The organism is Duganella sp. HH101, from assembly GCF_001758795.1.
GTDB lineage: Bacteria > Pseudomonadota > Gammaproteobacteria > Burkholderiales > Burkholderiaceae_D > Rugamonas > Rugamonas rivuli.
This window is the reverse complement of sequence record NZ_LRON01000022.1, coordinates 16112-34188: the sequence shown is the minus strand read 5'-3', so window position 1 is coordinate 34188 and position 18077 is coordinate 16112. Positions and strand designations below refer to the sequence as shown.

Sequence of the window (18077 nt, the reverse complement as noted above, 5' to 3'; positions counted from 1 at the left end):
CCATGGAAGCATTCTTCGTCTCTACCGGCATCGTCGCCCTCGCTGAAATCGGCGACAAAACCCAGCTGCTCGCGTTCTGCCTGGCCGCCAAGTTCCGCCGCCCGCTGCCGATCGTCGCCGCGATTTTCGTCGCCACCATCGCCAACCACGCGTTTGCCGCCGCCGTCGGCACCTGGATCACCAGCCTGCTCGGGCCGGACATCCTGCGCTGGGTGCTGGGCGTGTCCTTCCTGGCGATGTCCGCGTGGACGCTGGTGCCGGACAAGATCGACGACGGCGACATGCCGCTGGCGAAGTATGGCGTGTTCCTGACCACGCTGATCGCCTTCTTCGCCGCCGAAATGGGCGACAAGACGCAGGTGGCCACGGTGGCGCTGGCGGCCCGCTACGACAGCCTGGTGGCCGTGGTCTGCGGCACCACCTTCGGCATGATGCTGGCCAACGTGCCGGCGGTCTACCTGGGCGACAGGATCGCCAACCGCGTCTCGCTCAAGCTGGTGCACGGCATCGCCGCGCTGGTGTTCGCCGTGCTGGGCGTGGCCACGCTGCTGGGTGCAGGTTCCAGCCTCGGCGTGTAAGGTCAACCACTTTATGTTCCGCTCCGTGTGTTAGCGCACGGATGCGGAAGAATTAACAATCTATTATACTTGTCACTTGAATATTGGCAGGGGCAAGGAATGCGATTGATGAGCAAGATAGCGGCGCTGTTGTTGAGCGCCTCCGCAGTGAGCGCACAGGTATATGCGGCCGACACGGCGCCCGCGACCGCACATGCGGCCAGCAGCGTGCACGCGGCCAAGCCGGCGGCCGGCAAAGCCAACATGGTGTCGGTGCCGGAACCGGTGAACTACAAGCTGATACTGATCGGTATCGGCGTGCTGCTGCTGTTCGCGCGCAAAGGCGGCAAGCGCGAACAGCCGTGGACCAAGTAAGCCGCCTTACTGCGCGATCAGGCTGACATCATCCACCAGGAAGGCGGTCGACACCATCGTGCCTTCCACACCCTCGAAGTATATCCTCACCGTCTGCCCTTTATAGGCCGACAGGTCGAAGCTCTTCTGCACATACGTGCTCCCCTTGTTCAGATTCGAATAGGTCGCCAGCGTCGCCAGCACGGCGTTGGCGCCGCTGCGCACCTGCACCTTGAGCGTGTCGTAGGCGTTGGTGGCGGTGGTCTCGCTGGACACCACTTTCAGCCAGAACGACAGCTTGGCGCTGGTGGCGGCGGCCGGTATCGCCACGCTCTGGTACAGCGTGTCGGTATGGGTGCTGCCGTAGCCATTCAGCTTGGCCTTGCCGCCGCCGCCGTGCGCGGCCTGCGCCGTGTCCGACGTGATCGCGGCGGCGCTGGCGGTCCATGAGGCGGCGCCGGATTCGAAGCCGCCGTTGACGATCAGCTCCGTCGGGCCGGGAGGCGTGCCGCCGCCGCTGCCCTGTGTGACCCACACCGGCGCCGACCACAGGATGTTGCCGTCGTTCTGGGTGATCTTGGCGTAGTAGAAGTGCTCGCCCACGGCCGGCGTGATGGTGGTGCTGGCGGTGGCCGACAGCTGCGTCACCGCGCCGTTGCGGCCCGGGACGCCCTCGTACATCTTCACCGACGATACCGTCTTGCCGCTGCTGCTGGCGAAGTTGGCGACCAGGTTGAGCGGACCGCTGTTGGCGAAGCGCTCGCCCATCACGTGGCCGTTGGCGGTCAGGATCAGCTGCGAGGTCTTGTCCATGGTGGCGAACACGCGGCGCGCCTTGATGGCGGCGATCATGCTGGCGGCGGTCAGCGGCGTGCCGTTCGGCAGCAGCACGCCGGTGCGGTTGGTGTAGGACGCGCCCCAGTTGGCGCAGTGGTTATCCTGGTCGGTGGAGAAGGCGATGTGGTAGCCCGCCTCCAGCGCCTTGTTGCAGGCGCCTTCGTAGGTGCTGCGGCCGGTCTCGGTCTCGCTGGTGTTGGTGGAGAAGGCCGAGGTGTTGAGCACCTCGCACAGCGCCATCGCCTGGTCGCCGTCGGCGGTGTAGCCCAGCGCCGTGCCGTTGACCAGGAACTGGCCGGACGATTCCGGATGGTTGAACTGGCCGACATAGCCGCGCTGGCGCATCAGCGTGTACAGGCCCGCGTAGTCGCCCTTGGCGGTCAGCGTGTCGGCGATCAGCTGGCCGCCGCCATTGCTCTCCCAGCCCAGCAGCTCGGTGGTGTTGAAGATGTTCATATGGCCGCCGTTGTTGATGACGCCCCACTCCAGACCATACATGCCGAGGAAGCCCGCGTGCGCGCTGTTGAAGTTGGCGGCCGCAGCGAGGCCGGACTGGAACAGCGCCTTGGCGGCGGCCGGATCGGCGGAAGCGTTGGTGCCGTCGGAACCGTCGTACATATGATTGTGCTCGGACGCCATCAGGAAATCGAGGCCCTTGTTCATCGCGTACTGGTAGGCGTCGGCCGGCCCCAGCGCCGCGCTTTGCGGCGCCTGCGCGCCGGTGCAGCTGCCCAGCGCCCCGCCGCCATCGCTATGGTTGGTCTGGCTGTGCAGGTTGCCGAGGTAGACGGTGTATGGCAGCGAGCCCGTGGCGGCCACGGCGCCCTGCACCACGCGGCCGTTGGCGCCCGCAGGCTTGGCGGACGTCGCGGAGGTTGGCAAGGGCTTGAAGGCCGGCATGGCCTGGGCCGCAGCGCGGCCCACCGAGATTTCCCAGCTTTGTTCGACCGTGTCGTCGCCGGTGATGGCCTGCATGCGCGCCACGTAGACGCCGTCGGTCAGGATCAAGCCGTCGGCGCGGCCATCCCAGGCGATGCTGACATCGACCGGCTTGCCGGCGATGCGCTGCACGCCCTGCCACTGCTGCACCACCACGCCGTCCGGGCTGACCAGCTCCAGCCGCCACTTCACATCCTGTTCGCGTTCGAGCAGGGGAAAATCGAAACCAAGCTTGAAGGTACGCGCTTCCGGGCGATCCTGGTCGGCGCCGTCGGCGGCGAAGGGCGCATGCAGCGTGGCTTCGAATTCGTGGTGGTCGGCTTTGGATGCGTGGGCGGCGCCGATGACACCGGCGGACAGCAGCATGATGAAGGCAAGGCGGGACAGCGTCTGCGATTTGTTCACTAGGGACTCTCTTTGCGGTTGGTAATCCAAAAGTCTCGCAACTATGCATGACAGGAAGATGACGCACAAAGAGAACGCGGCGCATAAAGCGCCGCGTTGTGGTGTGGATGCCTAAAATGTCCAGAATGGGACACTCTGTTAAAAAACGAACTAGGCCGGCACGAACAATTCCACCTTGCGGATGCCCGGCGTATCGTGCAGATCGATCGCCATGCCCGGCTGGCGCACGCCGTCCACCGTCATCAGCGGCGCGGCTTCCGCCGACTTCACCACGCGGATCACATACGATGCCGCGCCGTAGCGGTAGGTCAGCGTGAAGTGCGGCCACTCGGCCGGCATGCGCGGCGCCAGCGTGAGCTGGGTCGGGGTGCGGGTCAGGCCGAGCAGCGACTCCAGTATCAGGCGGTACATCCATCCCGAGGAACCGGTGTACCAGCTCCAGCCGCCGCGCCCCACGTGCGGCGCCACGGCGTAGACGTCGGCCGTCACCACATAAGGCTCAACCTTGTAGCGCGCCATGCCTTCCGGCGTGCCGCCGTGCTGCACCGGATTGATCATGCGCGCCAGCTCCCAGGCCCGCTCGGTCTCGCCCAGGCGGGCGAAGGCCATCGCGGTCCAGATGGCGGCGTGGGTGTACTGGCCGCCGTTCTCGCGCACGCCGGGCACATAGCCACGGATATAGCCGGGGTTGGGGCCGGCCTTGTCGAACGGCGGATCGAGCAACTGGATGATACCGGAATCGCGCCGCACCAGCCGCTGGTTGACCTGCTCCATCGCGCCGCGCACGCGCACCGGATCGGCGGCGCCGGACAGCACGCCCCAGCTCTGCGAAATCGAATCGATCTGGCATTCCTCGTTGGTGTGCGAACCGAGCGGCGTGCCGTCGTCGAAATAGGCGCGGCGGTACCATTCACCGTCCCACGCATTCTTTTCGACGTTGACGGCCAGCTTTTTGGCCTCGCCGCGGCACTCGGCAGCGAAGTCCGCGTCCTGCATCAGGTCCGCCACTTCGGCGAAACGCTGCAGCACTTCGCACAGGAAGAAGGCCAGCCACACGCTCTCCCCTTTGCCATGTTCGCCGACCTTGTCCATGCCGTCGTTCCAGTCGCAGGAGCCGATCAGCGGCAGGCCGTGCACGCCGAAGCGCAGGCCGTTGCGAATGGCGCGCACGCAGTGCTCGTACAGCGTGCCGCTCTGGCTGGAGCGTCCTGGCAGATCGTAGTACGAATCCTCTTCCGGCTTGACGGCGCGGCCCTCCAGGTAAGGCGTGCTTTCGTTCAGCACGCCGACGTCGCCGGTGGCGATGACGTAGCGCCACGCGCCCAGCGGCAGCCACAGATAGTCGTCCGAACAGTGGGTGCGCACGCCGCGGTCCGACGGCGGATGCCACCAGTGCTGCACGTCGCCTTCCAGGAACTGGTGGGCGGCGCACAGCAGCAGCTGGTCGCGCAGCAGCTGCGGTTGCGTGTGGATGGTGGCCATCGCGTCCTGCAGCTGGTCGCGGAAGCCGAAGGCGCCGCCGGACTGGTAGTAGCCGCTGCGCGCCCACATGCGGCAGGCGATGGTCTGGTACATCAGCCAGCCGTTGGCCAGCAGGTCGAGCTGCGGCTCCGGCGTATCGATGCGCACCGCGCCCAGGGTTTGCTCCCAGTGCGCCTGCACCGCGGCCAGCGCCTCGTGCGCGGCGCCGGCGCTGCGGTGTTTTTGCACCATGCTGCTGGCGTCGGCGTTGCGGCGGCCGGCCACGCCCAGCACGAAGACGATCTCGCGCTCCTGGCCCGGCAGCAGGTCGAACGGCACCTGGATGGCGGCGCAGGCATCGAGGCCGGCGCCGGTCTTGCCGGACAGGCGGGAACGGCGCATCGCCACCGGCGACGCCAGCGAGCCGTTACGGCCCAGGAATTCGCCGCGGTCGGCGGTGACGGAGCGCAGCGTGGCGTCGCAATTGAAGAAGGCGACGCGGCCGGTGAACTCGGTGTTGTAGGCGTTCTTGGCGAACAGCGCGCCGCTGACCGGATCGGCCTCGGTGACGATGTGCATGCCGGACTTGGAGCGCATGTCGCCCAGCACCCACTCGACGTAGCCGGTGGCCGACAGGCGCCGCGCCACCAGCGAGTCGTTGCGCACCTTGAGCACCGTGTATTTGATCGGCGCGTCGATGGCGACGAAGGTGGTCATCTCGGTGGCGATGCCGGCCTCGCTGTGTTCGAACACGCTGTAGCCGAAGCCGTGGCGCGTGACGTAGCTGCCATTGCCGCGCGCCGGCAAGGCGGTCGGCGACCAGAACTGGCCGCTCTGCTCGTCGCGCAGATAGAAGGCCTCGCCGCTGGCGTCGCTGACGGGATCGTTGTGCCACGGCGTCAGGCGGAATTCATGGGCGTTCTCGTGCCAGGTGTAGGCCTGGCCGCTCTCCGAGACCACGCTGCCGAACTGCGGATTGGCCAGCACGTTGGACCACGGCGCCGGCGTGCGCTGCGCGGCGCTGGTTGTGATGACGTATTCGCGGCCGTCCGGCGTGAAGCCGCCGATGCCGTTTTCCAGCATCAGCTCGCGCGCCGGAGCGGGCGGCGGAACGGCGTCCGCGTAGTCGCCGCGATTGTCCGCCAGCAGCGGCGGCATGCGCATGGCCGGCGGGCCGGGACGCTTGATCTGTTCGGCCAGCGTGCCGCGGCTGTCGCTGAGGATGGCGCGCGCCACCGATTGCAGCAGGATGCGGTCCTCGTTGGCGATCTGGTCGGCCAGGCGCACGAAGATGCCGCCCGGCCGGTCGATGGCCTGGGCGTCGATGCCGGAGGCGATCAGGCCCATGATCTGCTCGTGCAGCAGCTGGCGGTAGCCCGACTGGTCTTCGTACCAGATCACCAGGTCGACCACCAGCCCTTTCAGGCGCCAGTAGGCGTGCGCCTGCACCATCTGGCGCGCCAGTTCGATGTTGGCCGGGTCCTTGATCTGCAGCAGCACGATCGGCAGGTCGCCGGAAATCGCATACGCCCACAGGCCGGACTGGCCGCGCTGGTTCTTGATCAGCGTGGCGGCGTCGGCGCGCAGCGCGGCGTTCGGATAGATGACCGAGTTGGCCAGGCGGCCGTACAGCTGGGCGTCGGCCTCGCTGGCGTTGAGCTGGCGCAGCACGACCTGGCTGTGGGTCCACGCCAGTTCGAACACGCGGTCGGCCAGGTGGCGGTCCTGGTATTTGTCGATCAGGTGCAGCGCGGCGTCGCGCTGCTCGGTCATGCCGGTGACGATGTCGACGATGGCCGTCTGGTCCGGCTTGAGGGTGATGGTGTAGCGGATCGCCACCACCGGATCGAGCACCGAGCCTTCGGCGCCGCTCAGGGCGTCGTCGCTCAGCATGGCCTGCGGCGCGGCGGCGGTGTTGCCGCGGCCGATGAAGCGCGAGCGGTCGGTTTCGAAGGAGACGCCGGCGACGGCGGCGTCGTGCACCATCATCGAGTGCATCAGCCAGGGCATGGCGTCGGCCGGCCCGCGCGGACGGCGCGTGCACAGGATGGCGTTTTCGTCGCGCAGGATTTCAGTCTGCACGAACAGTTTGCTGAAGGCCGGATGCGAGGCATCGGCGGCGGCGGGCGCCATCACCACCTCGGCAAAGCTGGTCACTTCGATGGTGCGCTCGCGGTCGGACTTGTTGGTGATGCGGGTGCGGCGCAGTTCGATGTCGTCTTCCGGCGATACGACGATTTCCGTGTACAGGTCGATGTTGCGGTCGGAGCGTCGGAACTCGGCGCGGCCTTCGGAAAAGATCACTTCGTGCTTGCGCGGTTCGACCAGCGCCGGCTGGTAGGTGGTCGACCAGAACTGGCCGTCGTCCATGTCGCGCACGTAGCAGAAGTTGCCCCAGTTGTCGCGCGTGCTGTCCTCGCGCCAGCGGGTGACGGCGAGATCCTTCCAGCGGCTGTAGCTGCCGCCGCCGTTCGTCACCATCACATGATAGCGGCCGTTGGACAACAGCTGGGTTTCCGGTACCGGTGTGCTGTGCTGGGTCAGCACGCGCATCGGCATGGCCTGCTCCGGCGCGGTGGAGCGCACGGCCGCCATCTCGGTGGTGTTGGAGTAGAAGGCGCCCGCCTGCGGGCTGCGTTCCTGCAGCACCAGCAACGTCGATTGCAGCAGCGGATCGGATTCGAAGCGGCGCTGCATCGGCCGGTCGTGCAGCAGGTAGCTCAGCGCCAGCAGGCCCATGCCCTGGTGGTGGACCATGAAGGAGCGGATCACGGCGGCGCTCTGGCCGCGCGGCAGGCGCGAGGCCGTGTAGTCGATCGCTTCGAAGAAACCGTAGCGGCCCATATAGCCCATGCCCGCCATCTTCTGCAGGTTGAGGCAGGCCGCTTCCGGCTGCACCATCAATCCCAGCATGGTGGCGTAGGGCGCGATCACCAGGTCGTCGGCCAGGCCGCGCTTCAGGCCCAGGCCGGGCACGCCGAAGGCGCGGTACTGGTAATTGAGGCTGGCGTCGACGGTGTTGTAGCCGGATTCGGATATCCCCCACGGCACGCTGCGGCGCTTGCCGTAGTCGATCTGGGCGTCGATCACCGCGTTGTAGGTCTGGTCGAGCAGCGTGCTCGGATAGTTGGGCATCACCAGCAAGGGCATCAGGTACTCGAACATCGAGCCGCTCCAGGACAGCAGCACCGGCTTGCCGGCGACGATGCACAACTGGCGGCCCAGCGCGAACCAGTGCTCCTGCGGCAGCTGGCCCTGGGCGATGGCGACGAAGCTGGCCAGCCGCACTTCCGACGCCAGCAGATCGTAGTAGCTGGCGTCCAGGCGGCGCTCGGTGACGTTGTAGCCGATGGCCAGCAGGCTGGTGGTGGTGTTGTACAGGAAGCCGTATTCCATCTGGGCGTAGGCGCCGCAGCGGCGCGCCAGCTCGGACAGTTCGCGCATGCGTTCGTGCGCGGCGGCGGCGCCCTGCGCGCACAGGCCGGCCAGCAGCAGCTGGCGACCGCGTTCGGCCGGGGCCAGGTCGTTAGCCAGGACGGCGGAGGAGCTGTCGATCATGGCGGCCAGTTCGCGCAGCGTCGGCACGCGGGTCAGGCTGGTGTCGAACACGGCGTCCGCCGGCAGGTTGACCCATGGCGCCAGCAGGGACAGTTCATCCAGCGCCGCCTGGCATTGCTGCACCAGCGAGGCGGACCACATGGCGGCTTCGCCGTGCGGGTCGGTCGGCGGCAGGCCGGCGGCTGCGGCGGCGACGCGCGCCAGCCAGGCGTGCAGTTGCTGCAGGTTGCCGCTTTCCGGTGCGGGCGTCAGCGCGGCCAGCAAGGCGTTCAGCTCGCGCTGGCCGGCGACGTCCGGCGCATCCGCTGCGGGCGCGGACGCCGCGCCGCCCAGCGACTCCTGCAGCACGCGGCAGGTGGCGACAATGCCGTCCACCGTCTGCGGGCCCAGCACCGGCTGGTCGTACAAGCCGGTCAGGCCGGCCTGCAGCGTGAGCAGGTGGCCGGCCAGGTTGCCGCTGTCGACGGTCGAGATGTAGATCGGGTGCAGCGGCTTGAGCGTCTGCGTGTCGTACCAGTTGTAGAAGTGGCCCTGGTGGCGTTCCAGCTGGTCCATCGTGGCCAGCGTGGCGGCGGTGCGCTGCATCATCTGGCCGATGCAGATGTAGCCGAAATCGCTGGCGCTCAGGTTGGCCAGCAGCGCCATGCCGATATTGGTCGGCGAGGTGCGGTGCGCCACCACGTGGGCCGGATGCTCCTGCATGTTATCGGGCGGCAGCCAGTTGTCCTCCGGGCCGACGTAGCGGTCGAAGTAGGCCCACGTGCGGCGGGCCAGCTGGTGCAGGAACTGCTGCTGGTCCGGCGTGAGCCTGGCCTGCCGGCGTTCGATCGGGCGGCTGATCCACTGCGCCACGGCCGGCGCCACCAGCCAGGCCAGCAGGAACAGCGCGGCCGGCGCCAGGCTGGCAGGACGCCATCCCAGCAGCGCGCCGCCGACGAACAGCGCCAGCGCCGGCGAGCACCACATGGTGCGCCAGACGCCGTCGGTGCGCGCCAGCGCCGAGGCGCGCCACTCCAGCAGGTGCTTGTGCGAGACCAGCATGCGCCAGGCGCTGCGCAGGATGGCGTCCAGACTGAACCAGGCTTCGTACGGCAGGAACACCAGCATCAGGATCGCATGCGAGAACTGCAGGCCGCTGCGGCGCAGCGAGGCGCGCAGGTGCTGGCTCCACAAGGTGTCTTCCGGACGGCGGCACAGGTCGTGCAGGGTGCTGACCAGCGACGGGATGAAGATCACGGCCAGCACGGCGCCGGTCCACAGCCAGGGATCGGGCAGCCAGCGCCAGGCGGCGATCAGCGACAGCACCAGCGCCGGCGCGGTCAGGCTGCGGCGCAGGTTGTCGAACAGCTTCCAGCGCGACAGCAGCGACAGCGGATTGCGCTCGCGCTTGCGGTTGGCGCCGGGCACGCGGCCGAACAGCCACGAGGCCAGCTGCCAGTCGCCGCGTATCCAGCGCTGGCGGCGGCTGACGTCGTCGGCGTAGCGGGCCGGATAGGCTTCGTACAACTGGGCGTCGCTCAGCAGGCCGGCGCGCAGGTAGCAGCCTTCCAGCAGGTCGTGGCTGAGGATGCGGTTTTCCGGCAGACGATGGCCCAGCACCTGCTCGAACACGTCGACATCGTAGATGCCCTTGCCGATGAAGGAGCCTTCGAAGAACACGTCCTGGTAGACGTCGGAGACGGTGCGGGTGTAGGGGTCGATGCCCGGTTCGCCGCCGCACAGCTTTTCGTAGCGCGAGGCGTTCTCGCTCGGCAGGCTGACCGTCACACGCGGCTGCAGGATGCCGTAGCCTTCGACCACGCGGCCGCGTGCGGTGTCGACGCGCGGCTGGTTCAGCGGATGCTGCATGGTGGCGACGAACTGCGCCGCGGCGTCGCGCGGCAACTGGGTGTCGGTGTCGAGCGTGATGACGTACTTGATGCTTTGCAGTTCGTGCGTTTCGCCCACCACCAGGCTGAATTGGTCGCGCGCGCCGCCGCGCAGGAAGCGGTTCAGCGCCTGCAGCTTGCCGCGCTTGCGTTCATAGCCCATCCACACGCCTTCGTGCGGATTCCACTGGCGCGGGCGGTGCAGCAGCAGGAAGGGCGCGGCCGGGTCGCCGTTCGGATGGGTGGCGTACTTGCGGTTCAAATGACCGACGCAGCGCTGCATCTGTTCGACCAGCGCCTCATCGGTGGGCAGCGTTTCGGCGGCGGCGTCGGCGAAGTCCGTCAACAGGCAGAACACCAGGTTGGGATCGCGGTTGGCGAGGAAGCGCACCTCCAGCTGTTCGCACAGTTCGGCGATGTTCTCCTTGCTGTAGACCAGCGTCGGCACCACCACGATGGCGCGGGCGTTGGCCGGCACGCCGTCCTTGAAGTCCATGCGCGGCAGCGGGTTCGGACGCGTCACCAGCGTGGCGACCCAGTTCACCAGGCCCAATGCCAGCTGGCTGCTGCCCAGCAGCGCCAGCACGCCGAGCATGACGATGACGGGGCCGCTCACGCCGTTGTGCGCGGCGCGCTCCAGCAGCAGCGCGGTCGACACCAATGCGATGGCGGCGATGGCGCCCAGGTAGGAAGTCAGCGGCGAGGCGCGCGACGTCTGCTGCAGGGCTTCCAGCCACGGCCGGCGCATGCCGGTCTGTTTTTCCAGCGCGGCCAGGCCGCCGCCGATCAGGTAGAAGCCGACGTGGCCATGGCGCGCGTCGCCGCCCTCGTAGTGCGCCTGCGCCAGCTGCAAGGCTTGCTGCGCCACTTCGATTTCCGAGTAGCGCGAGCGCTTGGCGATCTTCTCGATCGCGTGGCGGTACTGGTCGCGCGTGGCGAACTCCATGCGGCCATAGATGGCGGCGGGATCCTGGCGCAAGGTCTGCTCGACCACGCTCATGGTCTCGACGAACTCCTGCCAGTCCATGGTGCCGAGGAAGCGCAGGCTGCCGATGCTGTTGGCGATGGAGACCTGCTCGGCCGCCTGCTGCTGGATCTCGGCCTGGATCTGCTGCTCGATGGTCTGGCCCGATTCGGCCAGGCGGTGCGTGATCCACGACAGCGCCAGCGTCAGCGCCGGGCTTTGTCCCTGCAGGCGCCGCGCCAGTTCGGCCACGAAGGCGCTGGTGACGGGCGGATTGGAACGGGCCATGTCGGCCACCAGCAGTATCAGGCCGCTGGGATTCTTGTCGGCGACCTCGGTCATCTGGTCGGCCCAGGTGTTGGCCAGGTCGCGGTGGATGCGGTTGTCGGCCACGCGGGCGGCCACGCGGCGCAGGTTTTCGATCAGCGCCAGGCGCAGCATGATGGGAATGGCCCACAGCTCGCCCAGCGTGAGGCTGGCCACTTCCTGGTAGGCGTCGACGAAGCGGCACAGCGATTCGGGATCGACGCGGCCGTCGCCGTGCGAAATGATTTCCAGCGCGATCTTGTAGACGCGCGGCGTGCCGTCCGGCGCCCCCTTGCCCAGGCGCGGCAATTGCCGGCTGTAGTTCTTCGGCAGGTGGCGGCGGGCGATGCGTATCTGTTCTTCGATCAGGTAGAAGTTGTCCAGCAACCACTCGGAAGCGGGCGTGATCTGGCGGCCGACCTTGGCGGCGGCGGCCAGCGCGTCGCAGGTGGCGTCGATGACGGCGGCGTTTTCCGCCAGCCGCGACAACAGGCGGTCGCGGCCGCTCCGCTTGCTGAGCTCGTGATGCGTGGCCAGCGTCTTGCCGTGCGCCGCCATCTGGGCAGCACTGAAGAGTTCGGCGCGCAACGGCAGGTCTTCGTCGTCCTCGGCGGACAACAGGGAGCCGGCGGGCGCTTCGCGGAAGCCCAGCGTAATCGCGGGCATGAGGGGGGCGGACTGTTTCAACTGATACCTCGCTTTGATTCTGCGCATAGGAAATTATGTGCCAAGGCATCCTACGGGGGCGCACGCCTCGCGACTGTGCGGTGGCGTACGCATGGAATTTCCACGAAAAAAAAGGCCGCTTGCGCGGCCTTATAAAGGAAGAAAGAGAGGGAACTGCCGGCGGCCTAGGCGGCCAGCGCCATCGGCGCCAGCGCGAGTCCGCCGCCGAGGCTGTATGCCTGGCGGTGGCCCAGGCGGCGCAGGCATTGCGCGGCCTTCAGGCTGCGGTTGCCGCTGCGGCAGAAGAACACCAGCGGCACGGACGTGTCCTGCAGCCAGCCGCTGGCGTGCTCGGCCAGGCGGCTCAAGGGCACGCTGCGGGCGCTGCGGCCGGCGGGACCGGGCGCGATGGCGGCCGCGAATTCATAGGGTTCGCGCACGTCGATCAAGCGGGCGTCGGGATGGGCTTGCAGGAAGGCGTCCAGCGCGGCGCTGTCGAGCTGCAGCGGCAGCTCGGCTTGCGCGCCGGCGGCGGCCGGCTCGGCCATGCCCAGGCAGAACTGGTTGTGCTCGTCGCGGGTCGGGCACAACAGCGTCTGCGCACAGGTCAGCGGGCGCAGCACGTCCAGCGCGGGCCGCGCGCAGAAGGCGAAGCGCATCGATTGCGGCGCCAGGCCGACCGCGCCCAGCAGGTAGTGGCGCGCCGCGCCGTCGGCCACGCTGGCCAGGGTTTGCGCGCCGATCCGGATGCCGTCGTCGGCGCTTGCAGGCCAGCCGTAGTCGTCGGTGGCGGCGTGGATGTCGAAGTGGCGGCCCAGCGCCGCGGCCAGTTGCGCGCGGTCGGCGCCGGGCAAGGTGCTGACGATGGCTTGCACCTGGTAGTTCTGGCAGCGCACATAGGATTCGATGCGGCCCGTCATGTCCGGCAAGGGATCGATGACGATGCAGCTGCGGCTGGCCGCGTCCAGCACCATCCAGCTGCAGGCGCCCTCCACGCCCAGTTGCAGCAGGCCGTCGTGCGGCACGGCGGTGCGCTCGGACGGGATCAGGCAGCTGGCGCGCAGCGCGGCGCCGCACCGTTCGATGCGGCGGCAGGCGTCGGCGATGGTGGCTTCGTCGGCCAGCGGGCCGAAGGACATGCGGATCGCGCCGGCGCTGCGCCACAGCGGCGCCTGCATGGCGTCCAGCACGTAGCTGGGCGCGGCCTTGGCGGCGGAGCAGGCGCTGCCGGAGCTGACGCGTACGTGGGCGGCGTCGAACACATCCATCAGTTCGCGGCTGGTCAGGCCGGGCACGGAAAAGTTCAGCGTGGTCGGCAGCGATTTGTCGAAGGGGTGGTTGAACACCACGCCGGGCAGGGCCGCGCGCAGGCTATCGGCCAGGCGGGCGCGGAAGCTGGCCAGCTCATGGTGGCTGCGGAAGGTGCCGCCCTGCTCCAGCGCGGCCAGCACGGCGCCCAGCGCGGCGATGCCGGCCATGTTCTCGGTGCCGGAGCGTTGGCCGCCCTCCTGGCCGCCGCCCATGATCAGCGGCGTGAACGGCGCGCCGGCGCGCACGTACAGCATGCCCACGCCTTTGGGCGCGTACAGCTTGTGGCCGGAGAACGGCGCGTAGTCGATGCGGGTGGCGGCCAGGTTCAGGTCCAGCTTGCCCAGCGCCTGCACGCAATCGACCAGCCAGTAGGCGGCGCTGCCGGTGTCGGTCAGCAGCGCGGAGATCGCCGCCAGATCGGTGATGATGCCGGTTTCATTGTTGGCGGCCATGGTGCACACCAGCGCGGCCTGCGGCGCCAGCGCGCGCAGCTGCGCCAGGTCGTGCGCGCCGTCGTGGTCGACCGGCAGCTTGTGCAGCGTCAGGTTCAGGCCCAGCAGGCGGTTCCAGTGCGCCAGGCTTTCCGGCACGGCCTTGTGCTCGGTCGCGCCGTAGACCAGCAGGCTGCCGATGGCTACGCCACGTTCGCGGCGTTCGCGCAGCGCGACCAGCGCCGACAGTACGGCGGTCTGGATGCCTTCGGTGGCGCCGCTGTTGAACATCAGGCGGCCGTCGCCCACGCCCAGCAGGCGCAGCGCGCAGGCGCGGGCCTGGTCGAGCATGGCTTTGGCCTTGAGGCCGGTGCCGTGGCTGCTGCTGGGATTGCCATAGCGCTGGCCCATGGCGTCGGCCGCGGCGGCGATGGCGGCCGGCAGTACGGCGGTCGTGGCGTTGCCATCGAGGTAGATTTCGGTCGTCATGAGAATGCCAGTGTCTTTGATATGTATAGCTTACTCAGTCGGCCCGAAATATATGTACTAAAATACTCTTGCCACGGACGATTTGCAGCATGTTCATGCCAATTTTAAGGAAAATGAAGAATGAATGAACTAGATCGCTACGACTATGCAATTTTGTCAGCATTGCAGGGCGACGGCACGCTGTCGATTGCCCAGCTCAGCGAGCGGGTCGGCCTGTCCACCACGCCATGCTGGAAGCGGGTGCGGCGGCTGGAGGAGGAAGGCTATATCGAGAGCCGCGTGGCCATCGTCAACCGCCGCAAGGTGGGCTTGCCGGTGACGGTGTTCGTCAGCGTGCGCACCAGCCAGCACGACGACAAATGGCTGGCGCGCTTTGCCGCCGCCGTCATCGCCTTGCCGGAAGTGCTGGAGTTCCACCGCATGAGCGGCGACATCGATTACCTGCTGAAGGTGGTGACGAGCGATATCGAAGGATATGACCGCTTTTACAAGAAGTTGATTAAGGTTGCGCAGCTGACCGGGGTGTCGTCGGCGTTTTCGATGGAGCAGATCAAGATCACCACGGCCTTGCCGCTGGAGCTGGTTTCGCACCAATAAAGTGCGGAGGCAGGCTGGGCGTGGGATAATAATTGTCCCATATCAAATACTTGATTAAGCCCATGCGTGCTTTCCTCGACCGCTGGCTGCCCAGCCCCATCACCGCCGGCCGCCGCGAACAGTTGCGCGCCGCCGCCGGCGCCCTGCTCGGCCTGTTCATCACCGCCCTGCTCAGCCACCTGCTGCTGGCCCCCGTCGGCACCGCGATTTTCATGGTGGCGCCGATCGGCGCCTCCGCCGTGCTGCTGTTCGCGCTGCCGGCCAGTCCGCTGGCCCAGCCCTGGTCCGCCATCGGCGGCAATGTCGTCAGCGGACTGGTCGGCGTGGCCTGCGTGCAATTGCTGGGCGACACCCTGTCGCTGCCGCTGCTGGGCGCGCTGGCCACGGGGCTGGCGATCGCCGCCATGTTCGCGCTGCGCTGCCTGCATCCGCCCGGCGGCGCCGTGGCGCTGACCACGGTGATCGGCGGCCCCGCCGTGCACGCGGCCGGCTTCGATTTCGTCATGCTGACGGTGCTGGCCGACACGGTGGTGCTGGTGCTCGTGGCCATGCTCTACAACAAGCTGACCGGCCGCCGCTATCCCCATGCGCAACAAAGCGCGCAACCGCATCCGCACGCCACCGCGGACGCCGTGCCGACGGTGCGGCTGGGCTTCAAGCCGGAAGACCTGGACGCCGTGCTCAAGCAATACAACCAGGTGCTGGACATCAGCCGCGACGACCTGGAATCGCTGTTCATGCAGACCGAGCAGCGCGCCTACCAGCGCCGCTTCGGCATCATCAGCTGCGCCGACATCATGTCGCGCGATGTCGTCAGCGCCGAGTTCGGCACCAGCCTGGAACAGGCCTGGCAGCAGATGCGCACGCACCGCGTGGCGGCGCTGCCGGTGCTCAACCGCGCGCGGCGGGTGATCGGCATCGTCACGCAGACGGACTTCCTGGAACACGGCGGTCTGGATGATTACCGCGGCATCCGCCAGCAACTGCAGCGATTTCTGCGCAAAAGCGGCGTCACCCACACGGAAAAAGCCGAGGTGGTCGGCCAGATCATGAGCCAGCACCCCACCACGGCGCAGCTCGACACGCCCATCGTCGACCTGGTGCCGCTGATGGCCGACTCCGGCTTCCACCACATTCCCATCGTCGACGCGGAGCAGCGCTTCGCCGGCATCGTCACGCAATCGGACCTGGTGGCGGCGCTGTACGAAAGCCGCTTCGCCGAAGCGGCGGCCTGAATAGAAAAGGCCGCCACCCGAGGGCAGCGGCCAGGCTGTACTGCTTTGTTATGGTTGAATTCTTGAGCAACCTTGCGGTGGTGTGGAAGCGCGCCACCGAGTCCTCAGGATACTACGGTTTCGATATCCTTCGAATAATTATGTTTGCAAATTCGAATCTGAAATTTCCAAAAAAGAACAATGTATCGCCGATACAAATTTTGTCCCAGCGACGCCCCGCAATGGCTTATGCTAGGCGCCAATTTTGTGACATTTTGAGGAAACCCGCATGACGCATCGCCGCAACACCTACGCCGCTTTCGCCCCTCTTGCCGCCGCCGTGATGCTGGCGTTGGCGCCGCTGGCCGGCCATGCCGCCGCGCCGGCCGCCGTCGCGCCGCAAGTCAGCGCCGCGCCCGCGCACAAGGCGCTGCTGGCCATCGCCGACCAGTACTATGACGCCGTCGCCCGTTTCGAGCCGATCGCCGCCACCGAAAACGGCGACAACCGATACGACGACCAGCTGGGCATGAGCATCGCCCCCGCCAAGCGCGCCCAGCAGTTCAAGCTGTATCGCCAGTTCGCCACCCGCCTGAAGACGGTGCAGCGCGCGCAGCTGAATAATACCGACCGCGTCAGCTACGACATCCTCGCCTATGAACTGCACGGCCTGCTGTCGATGGAGGCTTTCCCCGAGCACCTGCTGCCGATCAACCAGATGGACAGCGTGCCGGTCACGCTGGCCAACTACGCCGGCGGCGAAGCGTCGCAGCCCATCGGCACGGTCAAGGAATATGACGCTTACCTGAGCCGTATCACGCAATTGCCGGCATGGATAGACCAGGCCATCGCCAATATGCGCGCGGGCACGAAGCAAGGCATCACCGAGCCGAAAGCCATCATGGAATCGGGCTTGCCGCAGTTCCAGAAACTGGTCAGCGCCACGCCGGAAAGCAGCATCTTCTACACGCCGATCACCAGGCTGCCGGCCGCCTTCAGCGACGCCGACAAGCGCCGCCTGACCGCCGCCTACCGCAAGACCGTCGGCGAGAAACTGATGCCGGCGCTGGCCCGCCTGGCCACCTTCCTGGAAAAGGAATACGTGCCGGCGTGCCGCACCACGACCGGCCTCGGCGCGCTGCCGAACGGCGCCGCCTGGTTCCAGGCGCGCGTCGCCGAAGCCACCACCACCTCGCTGACGCCGGACGCCATCCACGCCATCGGCCTGAAGGAAGTGGCGCGCATCCAGGCGCAGTTTGAAGTGCTGGGCCCCAAGCTGGGCTACACCGGCCCGGCCGCCGGCTTGCCGGTCTGGGTGGCGGCGCAGCCGCAGTTCTATCCGTTCAAGACCGAGAACGAAGTCCAGGCCGTCTACCACAAGCTCAACGACGTGCTCGACACCAAGCTGCCGATGATGTTCACACTGCTGCCAAAGGCCAAGCTGGACCTGCGCCTGGAGCCTGAGCTGAGCCGCGCCACCGCGTCCGACCACTACACCTCGCCGGCCGGCGACGGCTCGCGCCCCGGCGTGTTCTGGTCGGTGGTCAACGATCCCGCGAAGTACGGCAACACCGGCATGACCACGCTGTTCCTGCACGAGGGCAAGCCCGGCCACCACTTCCACCTGGCCCTGGTGCAAGAGCTGAACCTGCCCAACTTCCGCAAATACGGCGGCAACAACGCCTTTATCGAAGGCTGGGCGCTGTATGCGGAAACGCTGGGCAAGGAGATGGGCCTGTTCGACGATCCGGCCCAGTACTTCGGCCACCTGAACGACGAGCTGCTGCGCGCCACCCGCCTGGTGGTCGACACCGGCATGCACGCGCAGGGCTGGACCCGCGAACAAAGCATCCAGTATATGCACGACACGCTGGGCTACGACAATTCGGCCAAGACCGAGACCGAGCGCTATATGGCCTGGCCGGGCCAGGCGCTGGGCTACAAGATAGGCGCGCTGAAGATCGTCGAGCTGCGCCAGCGCGCGGCCCAGGCGCTGGGCGACAAGTTCAGCCTGCCGAAGTTCCACGCCATCGTGCTGGGCGACGGCACGCTGCCGCTGGCGCTGCTGGAGGAAAAAGTCGACCGCTGGATCGCGGCGGAGAAATAAACGCCAGGGGGCG

Annotated in this window: 8 protein-coding genes; 5 read left to right on the top strand and 3 right to left on the bottom strand. The window is 67.4% G+C overall.

Annotation, left to right across the window (positions count from 1 at the left end; translation table 11 throughout):
- The first annotated feature begins 2 nt into the window (after positions 1-2).
- Together DUGA2_RS26235 and DUGA2_RS26230 are read left to right on the top strand one after the other, a co-directional pair.
- Positions 3-578 (top strand): TMEM165/GDT1 family protein, encoded by a 576-nt coding sequence (locus tag DUGA2_RS26235; protein WP_070272352.1) that lies wholly within the window; start codon positions 3-5, stop codon positions 576-578.
- 108 nt (positions 579-686) lie between these two features.
- Positions 687-932, top strand: a complete 246-nt coding sequence (locus DUGA2_RS26230; protein WP_229214777.1) for a hypothetical protein — start codon at positions 687-689, stop codon at positions 930-932.
- A 6-nt stretch (positions 933-938) separates the two neighbouring features.
- Here DUGA2_RS26230 and DUGA2_RS26225 read toward each other — a convergent pair whose 3' ends face one another.
- The 3 genes from DUGA2_RS26225 to DUGA2_RS26215 all read right to left on the bottom strand — a co-directional run bounded on the left by DUGA2_RS26225 (position 939) and on the right by DUGA2_RS26215 (position 14146).
- Positions 939-3092, bottom strand: a complete 2154-nt coding sequence (locus DUGA2_RS26225; protein ID WP_210402599.1) for a CehA/McbA family metallohydrolase — start codon at positions 3090-3092, stop codon at positions 939-941.
- Between the two features lie 150 nt (positions 3093-3242).
- Positions 3243-11915 (bottom strand): glycoside hydrolase family 94 protein, encoded by an 8673-nt coding sequence (locus DUGA2_RS26220; protein WP_070272350.1) that lies wholly within the window; start codon positions 11913-11915, stop codon positions 3243-3245.
- Positions 11916-12100: 185 nt separating this feature from the next.
- The gene (locus DUGA2_RS26215; RefSeq protein ID WP_070272349.1) at positions 12101-14146 is read right to left on the bottom strand and encodes an aminotransferase class V-fold PLP-dependent enzyme; all 2046 of its coding nucleotides are present in this window, start codon (positions 14144-14146) and stop codon (positions 12101-12103) included.
- Positions 14147-14266: 120 nt separating this feature from the next.
- Between DUGA2_RS26215 and DUGA2_RS26210 the strand changes: the two genes are divergently transcribed.
- The 3 genes from DUGA2_RS26210 (at position 14267) to DUGA2_RS26200 (ending at position 18064) form a co-directional block, all read left to right on the top strand.
- The gene (locus DUGA2_RS26210; protein WP_070272348.1) at positions 14267-14743 is read left to right on the top strand and encodes an Lrp/AsnC family transcriptional regulator; all 477 of its coding nucleotides are present in this window, start codon (positions 14267-14269) and stop codon (positions 14741-14743) included.
- A gap of 62 nt (positions 14744-14805) precedes the next feature.
- Entirely contained in the window at positions 14806-15978 is a 1173-nt protein-coding gene (locus DUGA2_RS26205) for an HPP family protein (RefSeq protein WP_070272347.1), read from the top strand.
- Positions 15979-16246: 268 nt separating this feature from the next.
- A complete protein-coding gene (locus tag DUGA2_RS26200) occupies positions 16247-18064 on the top strand; it encodes a DUF885 family protein (protein WP_070272346.1) in 1818 nt (605 codons plus the stop codon).
- The last annotated feature ends 13 nt before the right edge of the window (positions 18065-18077 follow it).